This is a genomic window from Carnobacterium gallinarum DSM 4847, from assembly GCF_000744375.1.
GTDB lineage: Bacteria > Bacillota > Bacilli > Lactobacillales > Carnobacteriaceae > Carnobacterium > Carnobacterium gallinarum.
Map to the genome: position 1 here is coordinate 2,938,016 of NZ_JQLU01000005.1, position 22,920 is coordinate 2,960,935.

Here is a 22,920-nt window from a genome sequence, read left to right on the forward strand (position 1 = left end):
TATTTATAATTGTATAAATAATTAATTTAAAAATGAACGAACTATCTATTAGGAGGAATTATAAAATGACACAAGTAACAGCAACTTTAGTTAAAAAATTACGTGATATGACTGGTGTTGGAATGATGGATGCTAAAAAAGCTTTAGTAGCCGTAGAAGGAGACATCGATAAAGCTGTCGATCACTTAAGAGAACACGGAATGGCAAAGGCTGCTAAAAAAGCAGATCGTGTTGCTGCTGAAGGTTTAGCAAGTGTTTTTGTTGAAGGAAATACTGCTGCAATCGTTGAAATCAACTCAGAAACAGATTTCGTTTCTAAAAATGAACAATTCCAAACATTAGTAGCAGAAGTAACTCGTCAAGTTGCTGAAGCAAACCCAGCTACTCTTGAAGAAGCTCTTGAAATTAAAACTGCTAGTGGAACAATTAGTACTGAAATTTTAGAAGCAACTACTGTAATTGGTGAAAAAATCAGCTTCCGTCGTTTTGAACGTGTAACCAAAGATGACAATGCTGCATTTGGTGCTTATTTACACATGGGCGGACGTATTGCTGTGCTAGTTCTTCTTGAAGGAACTACTGACGAAGAAATCGCAAAAGATGTTGCTATGCACATTGCTGCAATTAATCCTAAATATGTTTCTCGCGATCAAGTTTCTAAAGAAGAAATCGATCACGAAACTAAAGTTTTAACTGAACAAGCACTTAATGAAGGCAAACCAGCTAACATCGTTGAAAAAATGATTCAAGGTCGTTTAAACAAATATTTAGCTGAAATTAGCTTAGTTGACCAATCATTTGTTAAAGATCCAGATCAAACTGTTGGTAAATTTGTGGCTTCTAAAGGCGCTACAATCAAATCATTCGTCCGCTTTGAAGTTGGCGAAGGAATTGAAAAACGTGAAGATAACTTTGTTGAAGAAGTTATGAGCCAAGTAAATAAATAATCAACCTTAGTCTTTAGTGAGAAAGGGAACGCATCTAAATTGAGCGCTCCCTTTTTTCTTGCAATTATGATAAAATAGAAGTAGATAAGCCAATGGAGGGAAGCTAACATGAACAAACCTAAGTATAAACGTGTAGTCTTAAAAATTAGTGGAGAAGCTTTAGCAGGAGCAGACGGTTTTGGGATAAAACCACCCACAATTAGAGAAATTGCCAAAGAAATTAAAGAGGTCCACGATCTTGGCGTAGAAATTGCCATCGTTGTTGGTGGTGGAAATATTTGGCGTGGGCAAGTTGGTTCTCAAATGGGAATGGAACGAGCACAAGCTGATTATATGGGAATGTTAGCAACTGTAATGAACGCGTTAGCACTACAAGATAATCTTGAAACAATTGGTGTTCCAACTCGTGTCCAAAGTTCAATTGAAATGCGTCAAATTGCTGAACCATATATTCGTCGTAAAGCGGTTCGCCATTTAGAAAAAGGTCGTGTTGTTATTTTTGCTGGTGGTACAGGGAATCCTTACTTTTCAACAGATACAACAGCTGCATTACGTGCTGCTGAAATTGATGCAGATGTTATTTTAATGGCTAAAAACAATGTAGATGGTGTTTATTCTGCAGATCCAAAATTAGATACAACCGCAATTAAATTTGATGAATTAACTCACTTAGAGATTATTAACAAAGGGTTGCAAGTAATGGATACAACAGCAAGCTCATTAAGTATGGACAATGATATTCCATTGGTAGTCTTTAACTTAAATGAAACAGGCAATATCAAACGTGTTGCGCTTGGTGAAACAATCGGAACAACAGTTAGGGGGAAATAAGAATGAGTCAAGAATTATTAAATGCTGCAAAAGACAAAATGAAAAAAACAGAAGAAGCACTACAACGTGAGTTAGGTGCAATCCGTGCGGGTCGTGCAAATGCATCTATTTTAGATCGCATTCAAGTTGACTATTATGGTGCTGCAACGCCACTAAACCAAATCGCATCAATTACAATTCCAGAAGCTCGTGTATTAATGGTATCTCCATTCGATAAAACAGCTTTACAAGATATCGAACGCGCATTAATGCAAAGTGATATTGGAATTAGCCCAACAAATGATGGAAATGTGATTCGTTTAGTGATTCCAATGCTAACTGAAGAACGCCGTAAAGAATTAGCGAAGCAAGTGAAAAAAGAAGGCGAAAATTCTAAAGTTGTTGTTCGTAATATTCGTCGTGATTTAATTGACGTTTTAAAGAAAGCTGAAAAGAGCAAAGAAATGACTGAAGATGATTTACGAAATTATGAAACTGAAGCACAAAAATTAACAGATGCAAGTATCAAAAACCTTGATGGAATTGTTGCTGAAAAAGAAAAAGAATTGTTAGACGTATAATATTGAAACAGCTCATTATAAAATAATGAGCTGTTTTGTTTTTTCATTCTGTTGAAAGCGTTTCTTATTTGTAGCATAATAAGCCTACTAACTTGATTCAGTCAAGAAAGGATGTTTTATATAGAAAATAAACAAACCAATCGAAGAATTAGGTTGTCCGTCACTTAATGAGTTGGGGAAAGTTTAGTTAAAGCACCTTCTCCCGTGAAAAAGAGAGATTAATGGAAAGAATTAGTAGAGTTAGTCTAGGATCATTTTGTCACAGATTCAATCAATGACAAAATGAATTGTAAAACATATAACTAGAATTACAATAGCTGGACAGAATAAGTATCAAGGAATTACCTCAGGAGGATTTAATAATTTAAAATTTTCTAGATAAATTAAAAAAACTGATTTGCCAGTAGTAGGTGATGGGGATGAGTTAGAGGCTACTCATTAATTGATTCAACGAAGAGTGTCGTTTTACAAATTGTCGACATCGTAAGGAACCAGGATGTGCTAGTCAGATTGGATCATTGGCGAGTAATCGATAGGAGGACTATTTGAAATTACAACATGAAATTGCTTATCTAGATGCTAAATTGCAACAAAAAAGAAATAAGGAACTTAAAAAGGAGCTTAGCAGCGTTTCTTTTTAGTAGATTATAAAAAAGTATGTCACTAATCATTTAAGAGAATATTTGACAAAAAAATTAGACACTGTTATTCTAAAATAATGAGAATAGAAAGGGGACATGAAGGATTATGATGCAACAAGTATCAGATTCCGAGCTTATAATTATGAAGCTTATTTGGGAGAATCAAGGAGAGATGATGTTTTCAGAGCTGACCGCTAAATTAGAAGACAATGGATATCAGTGGAAAAAAAATACGATTTTAACATTTTTATCACGCCTAGCTGAAAAAAAGATGTTACATGTTCAAAAAGTGGGACGACTAAATAAATACATCACATCGATATCGGAAGAATCATATTTGACACAGCAAACAGAAGATTTTTTGGGGAAAGTTTATGAGGGAGATGTATCTGGTTTAATTTCTACTCTTTTTCAAAATGAAATGATTTCTGAATCAGAAATTAATCAATTAAAAACATTTTGGAAAATGGAGAAAGATAAAAATGATTGAGCCTATTAAACAATTTTTATCTCTTTCTTTATCAGGAACAGCTATATTTTTAATAGTATGGATACTTAGAAGATTTACTAAGAAATATTTCAGTAAAAAATGGGTTTATTATAGTTGGTTATTAGTTGCTTTTCGATTAATTTTACCAGTTTCTTTTGGCTATAATATAATGAATCAAGTATTTCGTTATATAATTGGTGGAAGACACGTAAGGCCAAATGGACCAGTTATTATTGGAGATAATGTGATTATTGGAAATAATGTGATCGTGGGAAATTCTAACAATTTAGTTGAATATGTCATTTTTGTCGTGTGGGTAGTCGTTTCAGGAACTCTTATTATTCGTAAAATAACTAAATACCAAAGCTTTTCAAAATATATAAGTGCAGGGTGGAAATTAGTTGATGAACCTGAGAAATTAGATATCCTAGGACAAGTTTGTGAAGATTTGAATGTGAACAGATTAGTAGAACTACATACGAATCCCTTAATTAGTTCACCTGTTTTGATGGGGATTCTAAAACCGACTATTGTTTTGCCACATGTACAAATGAATGATGAAGCACTTTATTATATTCTGTTACATGAAATGACCCATTATAAACGTAAAGATCTACTTTATAAGTGGTTTATTCAACTAGTTATTTGTCTTCATTGGTTTAATCCCATTCTTTATTTATTTGGAAGAGAAATGAATAAAGATTGTGAATTTTCTTGTGATGAAGCGATTATTATACGACGAACAACATCAGAGCGTATGGATTATGGCGAAACATTGCTAACTACGTTCACTTCTGCTGGAAAATATAAAGAAACATCCATAATAGTTCCATTCTATGAAGATTTAACTGAAATTAAACAACGTTTAGTAGCAATTTTAACTCCATGTCAACCATCTAGAGGATTAAGAGCTTTGGAAATTATTTTAAGTTTGCTTTTAATTAGTTTAGTAGTCATTTTAGGCGTTTATAGACAGGAACCATTTCCGGGTTTTAATCTATAGAAATTTAGCTAAGTAGATGGACTCCCAAAGTGAAAAATAAATTTTGGGAGTCTATACATAATGTATCCGAATGGATTAGTGGAATTTACGAACGTTGTGTATAATAAATTCGATCTAAGGCAATCGCAGTTAATAAGAAACCAAGTTGATTTTGTTTGTTATCGATTTCAATATGATATTCATCGCCACCAATTGTTAATTTGCGTTTATCAATATCACACAGAACTTCTCCATTTAAAGTAAATTGGTGACTTCCAGATATGCCGTAACCAAAATGAACATCACCAATTGGAGAATCAATTTTAAAGTTATAGGTGAAAAAATTTAAAGAACGAGCCATAGAAATAATTTTTTGATCTCCCACTTTAATATGATATTTTTTATAATTATACGCTAAAAATTGAGTTAGTATACTCATAAGGTTCACATCAGTCGAGCATTTTGCTAAGCTGACACCATTTAAATCAGTAATTTCAAAGTTTTCACGTCCGAAGAAACTACCTTTCACTTTATAAAGTGGTTCACCATCACCTGTAAAAATGTCATAGACTGGTTTTAAAGCAATAAGTTTTTGTTTAATAATATATTTCATATCCATACTCCTTTTTAATCAAATTGTTTATAAGTAAAATTTGTTCGATTTTCTCCTTTATTTTTTTATGTTCAAACACATTCGTTATTCTACCACGCCTACACGATGTGTGTCAAATGCGAATAAAAAATAATAGATAGGATTGAGTTTTTTTATCAAAAATACACCGGTAGGGCTTTAAATTAGTGGGATTCCTTTTTATTTTAATCACAAAAAAATAAGTCGAATTGATGTATATTTTCATCAATTCGGCTTATTTATAAGTTTTTTTATGTTTATTTTCCTGTTGGTGCAATAAAGGATTTGTATTCAGCTAAAAAAGTTGTGTATTCTTCTTGATTAAAATGTTCATAATGAGTAGCTGTATGAAGAATTTTTTTAATCTCATAAACGGCTTTTTTCTGTTCATACCAAGATTTAAGTTTGTTTTCGCTACCTTTCAATTCCTCTAAAGTTGAATCAAGTTCTGTGACAATATGTGCAATTTCTTGAAGTGCTGCAACCTTCTTTGTTTCCTCATCTTGAATTTCTGGAAAATCATCCATCATAATCCCTTCTTTCTTTGTTATTTAATTGAAGTGTACTAAATAATAAATAGGATTTCAAATGATACCCCTTACATTTCAGGCTTTGAAATGAACCACTTTTTATTTTTTCTAAAAACTAAAGAGAAACTTAATCATCTATTCGGGTTTTATACATAAATCCTTAATAAATGACGCGTAAGATTATTCTAAATAAAAATAAAACGGAAAAAAGTAGAATTTTTTACAAAATAAATAGGAATGTGTATCACTTTTTGCTACAATAGATTAAGTTGAGTACAGAAATTGGAGGGAACTACTTGAAACATTTATTTAGACGAAAAGGAACATTGGTTGAACAAGCAAATGAGTTTCCTTTTCAAGCAAATGAAGTAATCCCCAATCATATTGCCATCATTATGGATGGGAATGGACGCTGGGCACAAAGAAAATTTCTACCTCGAGTTGCTGGGCACAAAGAGGGGATGAATACGGTAAAAAAAATCACGAAGCATGCCAGTAGATTGGGCGTTAAAGTTTTGACGTTATATGCGTTTTCAACTGAGAATTGGAAGCGACCAACAGATGAAGTTAGTTTTTTAATGCAATTGCCAGTAGACTTCTTTGATACTTTTGTACCAGATTTAATTAAAGAGAATGTAAAAGTGAATGTGATGGGATTTGTGGATCAATTGCCAGTACACACAAAAAAAGCAGTTGAAAAAGCAATAGAGGATACAAAAAATAACACTGGTATGATTTTGAATTTTGCTTTAAACTATGGTAGTCGTAGTGAAATGTTGGAAGCTACGAAATTGATTGCCAAAAAGGTTCAAGAAAATCAATTAACGGTTGATGAAATAACTGAGGAAACCTATTCAGAAGCGTTAATGACTCATACTTTAGGAAAGTATCAAGATCCGGACTTACTGATTCGTACAAGTGGTGAAGAACGCATTAGTAATTTTTTGCTATGGCAGATTGCATATAGTGAATTTTATTTTACTCAGATTCTTTGGCCTGATTTTGATGAGAGTGTTCTTGAAATGGCAATCGGAGTCTATCAAAGTCGCCATAGAAGATTTGGCGGTTTATAATTTAAGGAGGATATACGTGTGAAACAAAGAGTGATTACGGCAGTTATTGCCTTGATTTTCTTTATCCCAGTGGTTTATTATGGATCGTGGGTATTGGAAATTGTTGTAGCTGCAATGGGATTGATTGGATTATTTGAACTATTTAAGATGAAAGGCAATTCTATTTTTTCCATAGAAGGTTTGATTGCTAGTATTGGAACGTTACTATTGATTGCTCCTACAAAGTGGTTAGCCTTTTTACCAGAAAATTATTCACAGCTGTACTTATTTTATGTATGTGGAATCCTACTATTGATTTGTACTGTTTTTTCAAAAAATTCTTTTACTTTTGATGATGCAGGAGTAGCGATTTTAGGTTCTTTATATATAGGTTATGGTTTCCATTATTTTATTGAAACTCGCGCAGCCGGATTTAGTTTATTAATGTATATTTTATTTGTCGTTTGGGCAACAGATATTGGAGCGTACATGTTTGGTCGCAAGATTGGGAAAAATAAACTAGCACCAGCCATTAGTCCAAATAAAACAATAGAAGGTTCATTGGGTGGAATTGCCTCAGCTTTAGTAGTTGCAGCAGTTTACTTATACTTTTATCCTCAAGGCTATTCAATGGGAACAATGCTAGCTTTAACTGTATTATTCTCGATTTCTGGTCAATTAGGAGATTTAGTTGAATCTGCCTTCAAACGTCATTATGACGTTAAAGACTCAGGAACTATTTTGCCAGGGCATGGTGGCATTTTAGATCGTTTTGATAGTTTATTATTTGTTTTACCTATTTTACATTTAGCAGCACTTATTTAATCGTTGAAAGGAAGTGAAAAAGTAGTTGTCGTCATTTGATAGCTACTTTTATTGTATGGTGAAAAAAATAAGCTTGTTGGGTGCCACGGGTTCAGTTGGAGAGAATACAATTGCGGTTGTAATGGCTCATCCAGATAAATTTAAAATAAATTCACTTTCTTTTTATCAAAATGTGAAGAAAGGACGAGAATTAATTCGACTATTGCAGCCAAAAATGGTAGCAGTTGGTACTCAAGCATTAGCAAATGAATTGAGCTTAGAATTTCCAAATGTAATCTTTACATATGGAGTGGAAGGATTATCTGAAATAGTGGCTTTGCCAGAGATTGATATAGTTTTAACGGCTGTAAGTGGCAGCGTAGGGTTATTACCTACTTTGACTGCAATCGAGTTAGGTAAGACCATTGCACTTGCCAATAAGGAAACGTTAGTGATGGCAGGCTCAATTGTTACGGATTTGGCTCGACGTAAGAATGTACAACTATTGCCAGTTGATAGTGAACATTCGGCTATTTTTCAATGCCTACAAGGGGAACGACTAGCAGAAGTAGACCAGTTGATGATAACGGCTTCAGGCGGTAGTTTTAGAGAAAAAAGCCGTCTTGAATTGGAAAACGTTACATTATCAGATGCATTGAAACATCCAAATTGGTCAATGGGACAAAAAATTACAATTGATTCAGCGACGATGATGAACAAAGGTTTAGAAGTAATCGAAGCTCATTGGTTATTTGGTTTAGATTATGATAAAATTAAAGTTGTTTTACACAAAGAAAGTATTGTTCATTCAATGGTTCATTTTGTTGATGGTGCAGTAATGGCACAAATGGGAGCCAGTGATATGCGAGAGCCAATTCAATATGCTCTTTCTTATCCCCGTAGAATTCCCATGAAACAACCAAAACCCTTTGATTTAACAACGATTGGTGCACTTCATTTTGAAAAAATGGATTTTCAACGATTTCCCTTATTGGCATTAGCCTACGAATCAGGTAAAATGGGAGGAACAGCCCCAACAATGATGAATGCGGCTAATGAAATTGCTACTGCTGCTTTTATTGCGGGTGAAATACCGTTTTTGGCGATTGAAACCTACGTAGAAAAAGCAATTAAGATGGAAAATTATGTGAAGCATCCAGATTTAACAACCATTCTTACAGTAGACACAGAAACAAGAAATTTGGTCAAAAGTTGGCTATAAAGGAGCGAATTATATGGTAACAACTATTATTACATTTTTGATAGTTTTTAGCATTTTAGTTGTTGTTCATGAATATGGACACTTTTATTTTGCAAAACGATCTGGAATCCTTGTTCGTGAATTCGCGATTGGATTTGGTCCTAAAATTTTTTCATATCGGAAAAATGGGACAACGTATACATTAAGAATTCTACCTATTGGCGGTTATGTACGTATGGCTGGGTATGGGGAAGAAGAGACTGAGATTAAACCAGGAATGCCAATTGGGCTAGTTATTAATTCAGAGGGCATTGTAACAACAATTAATACCTCAAAGAAAACCCAATTAATGGAAGCCGTTCCGATGGAAGTTGTTTCGATTGATTTAGAAAAAGAATTATTCGTTGAAGGCTATTTAGCTGGCAACGAAGATGAATTAGTTCGTTATCCTGTTTTTCATGATGCAACAATTATTGAAGAGGATGGAACAGAAGTACAGATTGCACCGATTGATGTTCAATTTCAATCAGCAAGTTTGCCTAATCGTATGATGACGAATTTTGCTGGACCAATGAACAACTTTATTCTGGCAATTATTGCTTTTACAATTTTGGCTTTTATTCAAGGTGGAGTGCTTAGTTCAGATAATCGTGTTGGTGAAGTGGAAGCTGACGGTATTGCTAAAAAATCTGGAATAGTTACTGGGGATAGAATTTTATCTGTAGCAGGAAAGAAAACGGATAAATGGGCGGATGTAGTAGCTGCTATTCAAGCAAATCCTGATAAAAAAATTGATCTTGAAATTGAAAATGCCGATGGTGGCGTAGTGAAAGTTATTCCTGTAACTCCAAAATCAAATAAAATTGATAAAGAAAAAACTGTTGGAATGATTGGGGTTAGCCCTTATGTTGAAAAGTCGTTTTTAGCTAAAATCACATTTGGTTTTACACATACGTGGTCAGTAATGGTTCAGATTTTTGTTGGGCTAGGTTCGATTTTTACTAAAGGGTTTAAAGTTTTCTCTGGACCAGTTGGTATTTATGCCGCAACCGATCAAGTTGTTAAATTAGGACCAATGTACGTCTTTAACTTTTTAGCAGTGTTAAGTATTAATCTAGGAATTGTCAATTTATTGCCAATTCCAGCTTTAGATGGTGGAAAATTAGTTCTGAATTTTATTGAAGGGATTCGTGGGAAACCATTAGATCCAGATAAAGAAGGAATTATTACCATGATTGGCTTTGGTTTAATGATGTTATTAATGATTTTTGTTACGTGGAATGATTTACAAAAATTCTTCTTTTAAACAGTTTGTATAGTTTTTAGAAGAGTGTTGGGTTATCATAAAAGGATATATTTTACACGATTAACAAAAAATGCTGATTCAGTAATGGAAGAAGCTGTATTGTTTTTCGATTAAAGGAGAAAAAAGAATGAAACAGTCAAAATTATTTGTCCCTACATTAAGGGAAGTCCCAAACGATGCTGAGGTTATTAGTCATCAAATGCTATTAAGAGCAGGTTATATTCGTCAAATCTCTAGTGGAGTATACAGCTACTTGCCATTGGCAAATTTAGTTTTAGAGAAATTAAAAATTATTATCCGTGAAGAATTTGAAAAAATTGATGCGGTTGAAATGTTGATGCCTTCTTTGTTACCAAAAGAATTATGGGAAGAATCTGGTCGTTATGAAACTTATGGACCAAATTTAATGCGTTTAAAAGATCGTAGCAACCGTGATTTCTTATTAGGACCAACTCATGAAGAAGCTTTTACGACGTTAATTCGTGATGAAATCAATTCTTACAAACGTTTGCCTTTGTCATTGTATCAGATTCAAACAAAATTCCGTGATGAGAAACGTCCTCGTTTTGGTTTATTACGTGGTCGCGAATTTATTATGAACGATGCTTATTCTTTCCATGATAGCGATGAGAGCTTAGATGTAGGATATCGTCAGTTTGAACAAGCTTATAATCGTATCTTTGAACGTTGTGGTTTGGAGTTCCGTAGTATTATCGGTGATGGTGGTGCAATGGGAGGAAAAGATTCTAAGGAATTTATGGCGATTTCAGATATTGGTGAAGATACGATTTGTTATTCGGATGCCAGTGATTACGCAGCAAACTTAGAAATGGCAACAAATTTCTATATGCGTAAGAAATCTCATGAAATTGAAAAAGAATTAGAAAAAGTAGCAACGCCTGATGCTAAAACAGTTGAAGAAGTTGCAGCCTTTTTAGAAGTTGAAACAAGCCGTGTGATTAAAAGTATGCTCTTTGTTGCGGATGAAAAACCTGTTTTAGTTGTTATTCGTGGAGACCATGAAGTCAATGATGTAAAATTGAAAAACTTCTTAGGCGCAGATTTCTTAGAGTTAGCGACAGATGAAGAGTCGGCTAAATGGTTAGGTGCTGGATTTGGTTCACTAGGACCAATTGGAGTGAATGAAGAAGTTAGAATTATTGGGGATCGTTATGTTCAGGACTTGGCGAATGCTAATTGTGGAGCAAATGAAGATGGTTTCCATTATATTAATGTAAATCCAGATCGTGATTTTAAAGTTGAAAGTTATGAAGACTTACGATTTGTTTTAGAAGGAGAATTATCTCCAGATGGGCAAGGAGTCATTAAATTTACTAAAGGAATTGAAATCGGACATATCTTCAAATTAGGTACACGATACAGTGAATCTATGAATGCAACGATTTTAGATCAAAATGGTCGTTCAATTCCAGTGATTATGGGTTGTTATGGGATTGGTGTTAGTCGATTGCTTTCTGCAATTGTGGAACAACAAGCAGATGATCGTGGCATTAATTGGCCAAGAAATATTGCACCATATGAAGTACATTTAATTCCAGTAAACATGAAAGCTGAAGATCAAACAACATTATCTGATAGCCTTTATGCTGAATTGCAAGCAGCTGGTTTGTCTGTTTTAATGGATGATCGAAATGAACGTGTGGGTGTTAAATTTGCTGATTCAGATTTAATTGGATTACCTGTTCGGATTACAGTTGGGAAAAAAGCGATTGAAGGAATTGTGGAAATTAAGCTACGTAAAACTGGTGAAACAATCGAAGTGAAAAAAGAAGAATTAATTGATACCTTAAATATTTTATTAAACGCAAACTAGTCAAAATATGATACAATAAAATAGTTAAAGAAAAAGGCACCTTTTTAGGAAGTGTGCCTTTTTCCAACGTCAATCTTTAACATATAGTAGCAAGGCAATCCAAAGGAAGGGGTATCCTATGAGTTTAAGTCAAGAAGAACTATTTCAAAAATTATTGGAGCAAATTGATTTGCACCAGGAAATAGAGTACCGTCCTTATTTTGAAAAGGCTAGTATCCAAAAAGTAACTGTGCATAAGCAATCGAAGATATGGCATTTCCATTTCTTTTTTCAAGAAATCCTGCCATTTGAAATTTATCAAAACCTTTCAGAACGACTACAGATTGCATTCCGGTCAATTGCCAATGTTTCGTTTTCTATTGAGACGGAGAATCCGCAAGTAACTCTTGAAAAATTAGAACATTATTGGCCAGAAGCAGTGAAGCGTAGTGGGGTTTCTTCGCCTATCATCAATCAACTTTTTCGAGAACAATTGCCGGTTTTAAATCTAAAAAAAATTCAATTATATGTTGAGAATGAAGTTGTCAAAGGACATTTGACGAATCAATATTTACCACCTGTTGAAGCAGAATATCAACGTTTAGGTTTTCCAAAATTCCGAATTGAACCAGTGATTGATGAAGAAGCGAACCAAGCTAAACTAACTGAATTTAAAGCGAAACGCGAAGAGGCAGAGAATCTTTTAGCAGAACGTGCTGCAGATAACTTACAAAAAGCCGATGAAGAACGTAAACGTAACGGTGGCGACAATAAAGTAGCTAATTTACCTAAAGGCAAGCTAACATTAGGACGTGCGATTAATGATAAAGAAGAAATTAAACCAATGTCCGAGATTATTGAAGAAGAACGTCGTGTAACAATTGAAGGATATGTTTTTGATGTGGAAGTTCGTGTCTTACGTTCCGAGCGTCAAATACTGATCTTAAAAATTACCGATTATACTTCCTCGTTCTCAGTTAAAAAATTCTCTAACTCACCAGAAGATGAAGCTGTTTTTGCTGCATTGAAAAAAGGGATGTGGGTTCGAGCGAGAGGCTCTGTTCAAGAAGATAACTTTATGCGTGATTTAGTGATGAATGCGCAAGATATCAGCGAAGTCAGTCATGAAACTCGTAAAGATACTGCTGAAGAAGGCAAAAAACGGTCTGAATTGCATTTGCATAGTAATATGAGTCAAATGGATGCTACGAATAATATTTCAGATTTAGTAGCACAAGCTGGCAAATGGGGGCATCCGGCTATTGCAATTACCGATCATGGTGGAGCACAATCCTTTCCAGATGCGTATCATGCTGGGAAAAAACATGGAGTAAAGATTTTATATGGAATTGAAGCGAATATTGTTGATGATGGTGTTCCAATTGCTTATAATCCTGAGCATCGATTATTAAATGAAGCGACTTATGTAGTTTTTGATGTGGAAACAACTGGACTTTCTGCAGTTTACGATACAATTATTGAGTTAGCTGCAGTGAAAATGTACAAAGGCAATATTATTGATACCTTTGAACAATTTATTGATCCAGGACACCCATTATCCCAGACAACTATTAATCTGACTGGAATTACCGATGATATGGTGCGAGGTTCTAAATCAGAAGAAGAAGTTTTACGTCTATTTAAGGAATTCTCTGGCAACGATATTTTAGTTGCTCATAATGCTAGCTTTGATATGGGGTTCTTAAATACCAGCTACGGTAAATATGCTATTCCAGAAGCGGAAAATCCCGTGATTGATACATTGGAAATGTCACGTTTCTTACATCCACAATTAAAAAGTCATCGTCTAAACACGTTGGCAAAGCGTTATGGCGTTAATCTGGAACAACATCACCGAGCTATTTATGATTCGGAATCTACCGGTCAGTTATGCTGGATATTTATTAAAGAAGCGAAAGAAGAACATGATATGGAATATCATGATGATTTAAATAAGCATATTGGTGAAGGGGATTCTTACAAACGAGCGCGTCCATTTCATGCGACAATTCTGGCGACTAGTCAAGATGGTCTGAAAAATCTATTTAAATTAGTTTCGATGTCGATGGTCAATTATTTTTATCGTATTCCACGAATTCCACGATCAAAATTAAGTGAACTACGTGAAGGTTTAATAGTAGGTTCAGCCTGTAGTTCAGGCGAGATTTTTGAAGCCATGATGCAGAAGGGTTATGAAGAAGCAAAAAATCGAGCAAAATTTTATGATTATTTAGAAGTTATGCCAAAACCTGTTTATGCACCTCTAATTGAACGGGAATTAGTAAAAAATGTTAAAGATTTAGAAGAAATTATGCGAAATATTGTGCGGATGGGAAATGAACTAGACAAACCAGTTGTTGCAACCGGAAATGTTCATTACCTGAATCCAGAAGATTCGACTTATCGTAAGATTTTGATTCATTCTCAAGGTGGAGCGAATCCGCTGAATCGAAGTAGTTTACCAGAAGTTCATTTTAGAACGACTGATGAAATGTTGAAGGAATTTAGTTTTCTAGGTAAAGAAGTAGCTGAGCAAATTGTTGTCGAGAATGCACAAAAAGTAGTGGATATGGTAGATGATGATATTACGCCAGTCAAAACGGATTTGTATACACCTAAAATTGAAGGGTCAGAAGATGAAATCCGCAAGTTAAGTTACGATGAAGCACATCGCTTATACGGAGAAGAATTACCTGACATCGTTGAAAAAAGAATTGAAAAAGAACTGAAAAGTATTATCGGAAATGGATTCTCAGTTATTTATTTAATCTCGCAAAAATTGGTGCATAAAAGTGTTAATGATGGCTATTTAGTTGGTTCTCGTGGTTCCGTTGGTTCTAGCTTTGTTGCAACCATGACGGGGATTACCGAAGTAAATCCAATGCCACCACATTATCGTTGCCCAGAGTGTCAATACTCAGAATTCTTTGAAGATGGCTCTGTTGGTTCAGGGTATGATTTGCCCGAAAAGGCTTGTCCTAAGTGTGGCGCTCGCTTATTTAAAGATGGTCATGATATTCCTTTTGAAACGTTCTTAGGGTTCCATGGGGATAAAGTACCCGATATTGATTTAAACTTTTCTGGTGATTATCAATCAGAAGCTCATAATTATACTAAAGTTCTTTTTGGTGAAGAATATGTGTATCGTGCTGGAACTATTGGTACAGTAGCCGATCGAACTGCCTATGGTTTTGTGAAAGGTTATGAACGAGATTTAAATCTAAACTTCCGTGCAGCTGAAATTGATCGTTTAGCTAAAGGATCAACTGGTGTAAAACGGACAACTGGTCAGCATCCTGGGGGGATTATTGTTATTCCTGATTATATGGATGTCTATGATTTTACACCTATTCAATTCCCTGCAGATGCGCAAGACTCTGAATGGAAGACCACCCATTTTGATTTCCATTCGATTCACGATAATGTGCTAAAACTCGACATACTGGGACACGATGATCCCACTGTCATTCGGATGCTACAAGATTTATCTGGAATTGATCCTAAAACGATTCCTACAGATGATCCGGATGTCATGCAGATTTTTGGTGGAACAGATATTCTAGGTGTGACAGCTAAGCAAATTGAATCAAACACTGGAACATTAGGAATTCCTGAATTTGGGACTCGTTTTGTGCGTGGAATGTTAGAACAAACAAAACCAACGACCTTTGCTGAGCTACTACAAATTTCTGGATTATCTCATGGGACTGATGTTTGGTTAGGCAATGCCGAAGAGCTCATTCGCTTAAAAGATATACCGTTGTCACAAGTTATTGGTTGTCGGGATGATATCATGGTTTATTTGATTCATAATGGTCTAGATGATGGCTTGGCCTTTAAAATTATGGAAAGTGTGCGTAAAGGAAAAGGGATTCCTGATGATTGGCAAAAGTCAATGCGAGATGAAAAAATTCCTACATGGTATATTGATTCGTGTTTGAAAATTAAGTATATGTTCCCAAAAGCCCATGCGGCAGCCTATGTATTGATGGCATTACGGGTAGCATATTACAAAGTTCATTTCCCAATTCTGTACTATGCAGCCTATTTTTCTGTTCGGGCTAGTGATTTTGATTTAGTCGCTATGAGTCAAGGAAAAGAAGCAATTAAAGCAAAAATGAAAGAAATTAATGACAAAGGTTTAGATGCTTCAACTAAAGAAAAAAATCTATTGACAGTTTTAGAATTGTGTAATGAAATGGTTGAACGTGGTTTTGAATTTAAAATGATTGATTTATACAAATCTGATGCAAATGATTTTGTTATTGAAGGCAACTCTTTAATTGCACCATTTAGAGCGGTTCCTAGTTTAGGAGCCAACGTTGCGAATCAAATTTGTATCGCTCGTGAAGAGAAAAAATTCTTATCTAAGGAAGATTTGGCAACTCGCGGGAAAGTTTCTAAAACATTAATTGAATATATGACTGAAAATAATGTCTTAAAAGATTTACCTGATGAAAATCAATTATCTTTATTTGATATGATGTAAGTAAAGAAATTTAGGTTCCATTGTTGTTACTAATTGTAACAACAATGGGCTTTTTTATTTAATAATAGTCTTTATTTAAATTGGAATTGATGATATTATTTAAAGGTAAGAAAAATAAAAAGTATCTTAAGGAGGATATTTTAATGAATAATGAGTATCAAGTAGCCAGTCAAACAGGGCTAGGGAGATTTTTTGCAAAAGTATACGCTTGGGTTGCTGCAGGACTGTTTTTAAGCGCAGCCACTTCTTTTGTATTGTTGTATACTAATAGTTTTATTTCTCAATTTTTTTGGACATTAGTTTATAATACGAATGGATTAATTATTTGGGGATTTGTGATTTTAGAATTTATTTTAGTTTTTTCATTAAGAATAAAAAATGGAAAACTAAAAAGTACTCCTGTAACAATTAGTGGTTATATATTGTATTCAGTTGTTAGTGGAATCACATTGTCGGTTATCTTGTTAGCATATACAGATTCAAGCATTTTAAATGCATTTCTATCTACCGTAGTTACATTTGGTGGAATGAGTTTACTTGGCTTTGTGACAAAAAAAGATTTGTCAGGTATAGGTGGGGCTTTATTGAGTGCTTTGCTTGGATTAATTATTGCTTCAGTAGTTAATTTAGTTTTATTACAAAGTGAAACAGGTGACTTTATTTTATCAATTATTACCGTGATTATTTTTTCTGGTTTAACAGCTTATGATACACAAAAATGTAAAGTTTTGTATGCACATTATGGTGAAACAGAGATGGCCAATAGCATTGCAATCAATTGTGCGTTAGAATTATACTTAGATTTTATTAACATTTTCATTGCGTTGTTACGTATTTTTGGGAAACGTCGCTAAAAGCAAGAACTACTTAGTCAAATTCATAGAAGATACAAAAGTTTATTCTATAAATAAAAGCAACGATTAAAATCCAATAAGAACCGTGACTTTAGTTGCAAATACTATGAAAACATGCTATTATAGTTAGTGTATTTAGATATCCTGTAGAGAGTGAGCGGCGACGCTCACTCTTTTTCGGCAGTCGGGTGAAAAGTGTCTAAAGGAGGCGATGAGATTGAGTAATGTGGTTGATACGGTCAAGAATATTGTTCAACCAATCGTTGACGAATTCAATTTTGAATTAGTTGACGTGGAATTTGTAAAAGAAGGTAAAAACTGGTTTTTAAGAACCTATATTGATAAACCAGGTGGAATTGACATTGAAGAGTGTGCATTAATCAGTGAGAAAATCAGTGAAAAGATGGATAGTATTCAACCAGATCCAATTCCTCAAATGTATTTCTTGGAAGTATCTTCTCCAGGAGCAGAAAGACCATTAAAAAAAGAAAAAGATTATCAAAATGCAATTGGCTCATATGTGAATATTTCATTGTATGAACCAGTCAACGGTGAAAAGATGTACGAAGGAACGTTAAAAGAAGTAACTGAAGATAGTCTAACAGTAACAATTCGTATTAAAACTAGAGAAAAAGACATGGAATTCAATCGTAAGAAAATTGCAAAAGCAAGATTAGCAATTAAATTTTAACGATGACTAGAATTAAATTACTGTAGACAGGAGAGAAGAAAATAATGAGCAAAGAAATGTTAAATGCTCTTGATGCTTTAGAAACTGAAAAAGGGATTGCTAAAGAAATTGTGATTGAAGCCCTAGAAGCTGCTTTAGTTTCTGCTTATAAAAGAAATTATAGCCAAGCACAAAATGTTGAAGTTGAATTTGACATGAAAAAAGGCAATATTCATGTTTATGCAGTAAAAGAAGTTGTAGAGGTGGTCTTTGATTCTCGTTTAGAAGTGAGTATTGAAGATGCAATGGACATCAATAAAGCGTACGAAATCGGTGATAAGATTCGCTTTGAAGTGACACCAAAAGATTTTGGTCGGATTGCTGCTCAAACAGCAAAACAAGTGATTATGCAACGTGTTCGTGAAGCAGAGCGCAGTATTATTTATAATGAGTTTGTTGCTTACGAAAACGATATTATGCAAGGAATCGTAGAACGCCAAGATAATCGTTATATCTATGTGAATTTAGGGAAAATCGAAGCGGTGCTATCGAAGCAAGAACAAATTCCAAATGAAACATATAAAGCTCATGACCGAATCAAAGTTTATGTGACGAAAGTAGAAAATACATCAAAAGGTCCACAAATTTTTGTAAGTCGTAGTCATCCAGATTTATTAAAACGTCTATTTGAACAAGAAGTTCCTGAGATTTATGATGGAACAGTTGAAATTGTTTCGATTGCTCGTGAAGCTGGTGATCGTGCTAAAGTAGCGGTTATGTCAAGAGATGCTAATATTGATCCAGTTGGAACTTGTGTTGGGCCAAAGGGGCAACGTGTTCAAGCAATTGTGAATGAGTTAAAAGGCGAAAATATGGATATTGTAGAATGGAACGAAGATCCAGCAGTTTATATTGCGAATGCTTTAAATCCTGCACAAGTTGTCAATGTTACATTTAACGAAGCACAAGGAAGCTGTGTCGTTGTGGTTCCAGATTATCAATTGTCATTAGCTATCGGAAAACGTGGTCAAAATGCCCGTTTAGCTGCTAAGTTAACTGGATATAAAATTGATATTAAATCTGAATCAGATATGGCAGCTTTATTAGATGCTCAAGAAGAAGCAGGAATGGAAGAAGCAGTGGATTATGCTGAAGCAGTTGAAGAAACGTTAGCAATTGAGTCAGAAATGAATGCTGAGGAAGTCATTGAAAACTTTGAAGATTTAGAAGATAGTGCAGAATTAGATGAAGCGGAAGAATTAAATTCTGAAGTAGAAGAAAATATCCTAAATCCTGAAGATGCAGAAAATATGATTGAACTAGCCGAAGAGCGTGACGGAATCGAAGAATAATTGGAGGGATAAATAGATGCAAAAGCGAAAAGTTCCAATGCGCAAATGTGTTGTCACTAACGAGATGAGACCGAAGAAAGAAATGATTCGGATTGTTAGAAACAAAGAAGGCGTTGTAGCCCTTGATCCAACAGGAAAACTACCTGGACGTGGAGCTTATGTTTCTATTGAGCCAGAAGTTGTTCAAGCCGCTTGGGATAAACATATATTAGATCGTCATTTAGAGGCAACAATTTCTGATGAATTTTATCAAGAATTGTTGGATTATGTGACTCGTCAGAAAGCACGGATGAGTTTATGACCAATGAACAAAAAGTCTTAAATCTGCTTGGAATGGCTCAGCGTGCTGGTAAATTAGTTACAGGTGAGGATTTAAGTATTAAAGAGATTAGAAACGGGAATGCGAAGCTAGTCATTGTTGCATTAGATGCAAGTGAGAATACCCGGAAAAAATTGTCAGATAAAGGTCAGCACTATGAAGTGCCAGTCACTGTTCGTTTTACCAAATTGGAATTGAGTCAAGCGATTGGAAAGGAACGAACCATTTGCACAATTATCGATAAAGGCTTCGCAAAGAAATTTCGAGAGTTATTATCAATATAATTGGAGGGTGATTACATGGTAAAAAAACGTGTTCATGAATATGCAAAAGAGCATGATATGTCTAGTAAGCGTGTAATTGAAAAAGCAAAAGAATTGGGAATTGAACTTGGAAATCATATGGCATCAATGGATGATAAACAAGTTCAACAATTAGATCAAGTTTTTACTAAAACGAAACAACCAGCAACACCACAAAATAAAAAATCAGACCGTCCACACTCAAGTGGACAAGGGGGTAACACTACGAACTCTAAAGAGAATAATCAGAAGCGTCCAACTCAAGGTAGTGGACAAAATGCAAGTAAATCAACACCGAATAAAACAACGAATACTCGTCCAGCAGCGAAACCAGCTCAAGGGCAAAATAATAGTGCTACAAAGAATACACAAGGGCAAAAACCTGCAACAACGAATAACCGTCCAGCAGCGAAATCAACAACTGCACGTCCAGCTAGTCAAGGACAAGGCACGAATACAAACACCAATTCTAATACTCAAGGTGGAAACCGTAATAGTAGTGGTGGACAAGGTGGTTATCAAGGTAATCGTGGCGGTCAAGGTGGAAATCGTGGTGGCTATCAAGGTGGTTATAACAACCGTAACAATTTTAGAAAGAAAAAACGTCGTAGTGGCGAAACAAAACCAGTGGCTCCACCAGTACCACGTAAGTTTAAAGAATTACCAGAAGTGTTAGTTTACTCTGATGGTATGACTGTTGCAGATATTTCTAAAAAAATCTATCGTGAGCCAGCAGAGATTATTAAAAAATTATTCCTACTTGGTGTAATGGCAACATTAAATCAAGCATTAGGTAAAGATGCAATTGAATTATTAGCAACAGATTATGGAATTGAAGCTGAAGAAAAAATCAATCTAGATGTTTCAGATTTAGATGTTTACTTTGATCAAGAAGTAAATGAAGATGCTTTAGTTACTCGTCCACCAGTTGTGACAATTATGGGACACGTCGATCATGGTAAAACGACGTTACTTGACTCATTGCGCAACACTAAAGTTAGTCTTGGTGAAGCCGGTGGGATTACACAACATATCGGTGCATACCAAATAGATGTTAATGGCAAACCAATTACTTTCTTAGATACACCAGGACATGCGGCCTTTACAACAATGCGTGCTCGTGGTGCTGGAATTACAGATATCACGGTTTTAGTTGTTGCAGCTGATGATGGTGTAATGCCACAAACAGTTGAAGCAATCAACCATGCAAAAGCGGCAGATGTTCCAATTATTGTAGCCGTAAATAAAGTTGATAAACCTGGCGCAAATCCAGAACGTGTGATGCAAGAATTAACCGAGCATGGTTTAGTTCCTGAATCATGGGGTGGTGAAACGATTTTTGTTGAGATTTCAGCTAAATTCCAACAAAACTTAGATGAGCTATTAGAAATGATTTTATTAGTTTCAGAAGTTCAAGAATTAAAAGCAGATCCAACTCGTTTAGCATTAGGTACTGTGATTGAAGCTCGTTTAGACAAGAGCAAAGGTCCAGTTGCAACTCTGTTAGTACAAGAAGGAACATTACATGTTGGTGATCCAATTGTAGTTGGAAATACTTTTGGTCGTGTTCGTGTAATGGCGAATGAAATCGGTCGCCGTGTGAAAGTAGCTGGCCCAGCAACTCCAGTTGAAATCACAGGTTTAAATAATGCTCCACAAGCTGGAGATCGTTTTGTTGTCTTTGAAGATGAAAAGACAGCACGTTCTGCTGGTGAAGAGCGTGCAAAACGTGCCGCTGTTGAACAACGTTCAGTAACAAACCGTGTAACGCTTGACAATTTATTTGATAGCTTACAAGAGGGTGAGTTAAAAGAAGTTAACGTTATTATTAAAGCTGATGTACAAGGTTCTGTTGAAGCGTTAGCTGCTAGTTTACAAAAAATTGAAGTGGAAGGCGTTCGTGTGAAGATTATTCATACAGCTGTTGGAGCAATCAATGAAAGTGATATTACGTTAGCTGCAGCAAGTAATGCCATCGTTATTGGGTTTAACGTTCGTCCGACACCACAAGCTAGAATTCAAGCAGAACAAGAAGCTGTTGATATCCGTCTACACCGCATTATCTATAATGCAATTGATGAGATTGAAACTGCAATGAAAGGGATGCTTGATCCTGAATTTGAAGAAAAGATTACTGGTCAAGTTCTTATTCGCGAAACCTTTAAAGTTTCTAAAGTTGGAACGATTGCTGGTGGTTATGTAACAGAAGGCGTGATTAAACGTAGCAGTAGTATTCGTTTAATTCGTGATAGCATTGTTATTTTTGAAGGCGAATTAGCTAGTTTGAAACGTTTTAAAGATGATGCGAAAGAAGTTAAACTTGGATTTGAATGTGGAATCATGATTAAAGATTTCAATGATGTCCAAATGGATGATGTTGTTGAAGCTTATGAAATGGTTGAAATTAAACGTAAATAAATGTAAGAAAAGTTACCTAGTATGTAAAAGCTAGGCAACAACTATTAGAATGAAATGAGGGATTGAATCATGGCAAATCATAGACTTGGTCGTGTTACTCAAGAAGTTCAAAGAGAAGTAAATGATATTTTGAAAAAACGCGTTCGTGATCCGCGCGTACAAGATGTAAATATTACTGATGTACGAGTAACGGGAGATTTACAACAAGCGACAATTTATTATAGTATTTTATCGGATAAAGCTAGTGATGCTGAAAAAGCTCAGGCAGGACTTGAAAAAGCAGCTGGGTTAATTCGTAAAGAGTTAGGTCAACGCTTAACGTTGTATAAAACACCTGAACTTAGCTTCCAACGTGATGAGTCAGTTGCTTATGGCAATCGAATAGATGAATTATTACGTGATTTGAATAAAGAGTAGATAAAAATAAAGTGAGTTACTAATTTTTTGTGATTTAGACAGAAATTAGTAACTCATTTTTTTATTATTTATAAGCTAGAAACTATATTAAGTTAGCTAAAAGTATAGATTTTACTTCCTTTGGCTAAGGAAATAGCAAAAGGTGATTGATATTTTTGATGATGTTAAAAGTAAATGCAAATTATTAATTTGAATACTTCCTTCATCTTTGTGGAGTATCTTCTTTATTAAACTGATTTTCTAATTGATTTAAATCATTTAGTAGAAATTTTATCTGATGTATCAATTAATAGAAAATTATTTTAATTAGA

General features: G+C 34.7%; 20 protein-coding genes. 18 read left to right on the forward strand and 2 right to left on the reverse strand.

Annotated elements, in window-relative coordinates:
* The first annotated feature begins 65 nt into the window (after positions 1-65).
* The 5 genes from tsf (at position 66) to BR43_RS18335 (ending at position 4,472) form a co-directional block, all read left to right on the forward strand.
* Entirely contained in the window at positions 66-947 is an 882-nt protein-coding gene (tsf, locus tag BR43_RS18315) for a translation elongation factor Ts (RefSeq protein ID WP_034564639.1), read from the forward strand.
* A gap of 108 nt (positions 948-1,055) precedes the next feature.
* Positions 1,056-1,778 carry a UMP kinase gene (pyrH, locus tag BR43_RS18320; RefSeq protein ID WP_034564641.1) on the forward strand — a complete coding sequence of 241 codons (723 nt, stop codon included), beginning with the start codon at positions 1,056-1,058 and terminating at the stop codon, positions 1,776-1,778.
* A gap of 2 nt (positions 1,779-1,780) precedes the next feature.
* Positions 1,781-2,338: a ribosome recycling factor gene (gene frr, locus BR43_RS18325; RefSeq protein ID WP_034564644.1), complete on the forward strand. Its 558-nt coding sequence runs from the start codon at positions 1,781-1,783 to the stop codon at positions 2,336-2,338.
* A gap of 750 nt (positions 2,339-3,088) precedes the next feature.
* The gene (locus BR43_RS18330) at positions 3,089-3,469 is read left to right on the forward strand and encodes a BlaI/MecI/CopY family transcriptional regulator (RefSeq protein ID WP_051934074.1); all 381 of its coding nucleotides are present in this window, start codon (positions 3,089-3,091) and stop codon (positions 3,467-3,469) included.
* On the forward strand, positions 3,462-4,472 hold the full coding sequence (locus BR43_RS18335; protein WP_034564648.1) for a M56 family metallopeptidase: 1,011 nt from the start codon (positions 3,462-3,464) through the stop codon (positions 4,470-4,472). Before BR43_RS18330 ends, BR43_RS18335 begins: the two co-directional genes overlap by 8 nt.
* Before the next feature lie 85 nt (positions 4,473-4,557).
* On the opposite strand, the gene BR43_RS18340 is transcribed toward BR43_RS18335, so the two are convergent.
* Positions 4,558-5,064 carry an LURP-one-related/scramblase family protein gene (locus BR43_RS18340; RefSeq protein WP_034564649.1) on the reverse strand — a complete coding sequence of 169 codons (507 nt, stop codon included), beginning with the start codon at positions 5,062-5,064 and terminating at the stop codon, positions 4,558-4,560.
* Between the two features lie 275 nt (positions 5,065-5,339).
* Positions 5,340-5,609 (reverse strand): hypothetical protein, encoded by a 270-nt coding sequence (locus BR43_RS18345; protein WP_034564651.1) that lies wholly within the window; start codon positions 5,607-5,609, stop codon positions 5,340-5,342.
* 329 nt (positions 5,610-5,938) lie between these two features.
* On the opposite strand from BR43_RS18345, the gene BR43_RS18350 reads away from it, so the two are divergent.
* From BR43_RS18350 to rbfA, 13 genes are all read left to right on the forward strand, one after another.
* Complete coding sequence (locus BR43_RS18350; RefSeq protein WP_245617915.1) at positions 5,939-6,685, forward strand: undecaprenyl pyrophosphate synthase; 747 nt, start codon at positions 5,939-5,941, stop codon at positions 6,683-6,685.
* Between the two features lie 18 nt (positions 6,686-6,703).
* Positions 6,704-7,489, forward strand: a complete 786-nt coding sequence (locus BR43_RS18355) for a phosphatidate cytidylyltransferase (RefSeq protein ID WP_034564657.1) — start codon at positions 6,704-6,706, stop codon at positions 7,487-7,489.
* 55 nt (positions 7,490-7,544) lie between these two features.
* Complete coding sequence (locus BR43_RS18360) at positions 7,545-8,690, forward strand: 1-deoxy-D-xylulose-5-phosphate reductoisomerase (RefSeq protein WP_211252939.1); 1,146 nt, start codon at positions 7,545-7,547, stop codon at positions 8,688-8,690.
* A gap of 13 nt (positions 8,691-8,703) precedes the next feature.
* A complete protein-coding gene (rseP, locus tag BR43_RS18365) occupies positions 8,704-9,975 on the forward strand; it encodes an RIP metalloprotease RseP (RefSeq protein ID WP_034564659.1) in 1,272 nt (423 codons plus the stop codon).
* Positions 9,976-10,102: 127 nt separating this feature from the next.
* The gene (locus BR43_RS18370) at positions 10,103-11,809 is read left to right on the forward strand and encodes a proline--tRNA ligase (RefSeq protein WP_034564661.1); all 1,707 of its coding nucleotides are present in this window, start codon (positions 10,103-10,105) and stop codon (positions 11,807-11,809) included.
* Positions 11,810-11,927: 118 nt separating this feature from the next.
* Positions 11,928-16,277 carry a PolC-type DNA polymerase III gene (locus BR43_RS18375; RefSeq protein WP_034564663.1) on the forward strand — a complete coding sequence of 1,450 codons (4,350 nt, stop codon included), beginning with the start codon at positions 11,928-11,930 and terminating at the stop codon, positions 16,275-16,277.
* 143 nt (positions 16,278-16,420) lie between these two features.
* Positions 16,421-17,131, forward strand: a complete 711-nt coding sequence (locus tag BR43_RS18380; RefSeq protein WP_034564665.1) for a Bax inhibitor-1/YccA family protein — start codon at positions 16,421-16,423, stop codon at positions 17,129-17,131.
* A gap of 217 nt (positions 17,132-17,348) precedes the next feature.
* Positions 17,349-17,822 (forward strand): ribosome maturation factor RimP, encoded by a 474-nt coding sequence (gene rimP, locus BR43_RS18385; RefSeq protein ID WP_034564667.1) that lies wholly within the window; start codon positions 17,349-17,351, stop codon positions 17,820-17,822.
* A 44-nt stretch (positions 17,823-17,866) separates the two neighbouring features.
* Positions 17,867-19,153 carry a transcription termination factor NusA gene (gene nusA, locus BR43_RS18390; RefSeq protein ID WP_034564668.1) on the forward strand — a complete coding sequence of 429 codons (1,287 nt, stop codon included), beginning with the start codon at positions 17,867-17,869 and terminating at the stop codon, positions 19,151-19,153.
* A gap of 16 nt (positions 19,154-19,169) precedes the next feature.
* Complete coding sequence (gene rnpM / locus BR43_RS18395; protein WP_034564670.1) at positions 19,170-19,454, forward strand: RNase P modulator RnpM; 285 nt, start codon at positions 19,170-19,172, stop codon at positions 19,452-19,454.
* Positions 19,451-19,756, forward strand: coding sequence for a YlxQ-related RNA-binding protein (locus BR43_RS18400; RefSeq protein WP_034564673.1), 306 nt, complete (start codon positions 19,451-19,453; stop codon positions 19,754-19,756). Before rnpM ends, BR43_RS18400 begins: the two co-directional genes overlap by 4 nt.
* 15 nt (positions 19,757-19,771) lie before the next feature.
* Positions 19,772-22,192 carry a translation initiation factor IF-2 gene (gene infB / locus BR43_RS18405; protein WP_034564676.1) on the forward strand — a complete coding sequence of 807 codons (2,421 nt, stop codon included), beginning with the start codon at positions 19,772-19,774 and terminating at the stop codon, positions 22,190-22,192.
* Positions 22,193-22,261: 69 nt separating this feature from the next.
* Positions 22,262-22,609 (forward strand): 30S ribosome-binding factor RbfA, encoded by a 348-nt coding sequence (gene rbfA, locus BR43_RS18410; protein ID WP_034564678.1) that lies wholly within the window; start codon positions 22,262-22,264, stop codon positions 22,607-22,609.
* Positions 22,610-22,920: the final 311 nt, after the last annotated feature.

Excerpts from the sequence above, each read along its gene's own strand:
- BR43_RS18335 (WP_034564648.1), top strand. The coding sequence starts at position 3,462 with ATGATTGAGCCTATTAAACAATTTTTATCTCTTTCTTTATCAGGAACA.
- frr (WP_034564644.1), top strand. The coding sequence starts at position 1,781 with ATGAGTCAAGAATTATTAAATGCTGCAAAAGACAAAATGAAAAAAACA.
- rnpM (WP_034564670.1), top strand. The coding sequence starts at position 19,170 with ATGCAAAAGCGAAAAGTTCCAATGCGCAAATGTGTTGTCACTAACGAG.
- BR43_RS18345 (WP_034564651.1), bottom strand. The coding sequence starts at position 5,609 with ATGGATGATTTTCCAGAAATTCAAGATGAGGAAACAAAGAAGGTTGCA.
- rbfA (WP_034564678.1), top strand. The coding sequence starts at position 22,262 with ATGGCAAATCATAGACTTGGTCGTGTTACTCAAGAAGTTCAAAGAGAA.
- BR43_RS18360 (WP_211252939.1), top strand. The coding sequence starts at position 7,545 with ATGGTGAAAAAAATAAGCTTGTTGGGTGCCACGGGTTCAGTTGGAGAG.
- BR43_RS18370 (WP_034564661.1), top strand. The coding sequence starts at position 10,103 with ATGAAACAGTCAAAATTATTTGTCCCTACATTAAGGGAAGTCCCAAAC.
- BR43_RS18400 (WP_034564673.1), top strand. The coding sequence starts at position 19,451 with ATGACCAATGAACAAAAAGTCTTAAATCTGCTTGGAATGGCTCAGCGT.
- BR43_RS18375 (WP_034564663.1), top strand. The coding sequence starts at position 11,928 with ATGAGTTTAAGTCAAGAAGAACTATTTCAAAAATTATTGGAGCAAATT.
- BR43_RS18330 (WP_051934074.1), top strand. The coding sequence starts at position 3,089 with ATGCAACAAGTATCAGATTCCGAGCTTATAATTATGAAGCTTATTTGG.
- tsf (WP_034564639.1), top strand. The coding sequence starts at position 66 with ATGACACAAGTAACAGCAACTTTAGTTAAAAAATTACGTGATATGACT.
- pyrH (WP_034564641.1), top strand. The coding sequence starts at position 1,056 with ATGAACAAACCTAAGTATAAACGTGTAGTCTTAAAAATTAGTGGAGAA.
- BR43_RS18380 (WP_034564665.1), top strand. The coding sequence starts at position 16,421 with ATGAATAATGAGTATCAAGTAGCCAGTCAAACAGGGCTAGGGAGATTT.
- nusA (WP_034564668.1), top strand. The coding sequence starts at position 17,867 with ATGAGCAAAGAAATGTTAAATGCTCTTGATGCTTTAGAAACTGAAAAA.
- BR43_RS18340 (WP_034564649.1), bottom strand. The coding sequence starts at position 5,064 with ATGAAATATATTATTAAACAAAAACTTATTGCTTTAAAACCAGTCTAT.
- rseP (WP_034564659.1), top strand. The coding sequence starts at position 8,704 with ATGGTAACAACTATTATTACATTTTTGATAGTTTTTAGCATTTTAGTT.
- infB (WP_034564676.1), top strand. The coding sequence starts at position 19,772 with ATGGTAAAAAAACGTGTTCATGAATATGCAAAAGAGCATGATATGTCT.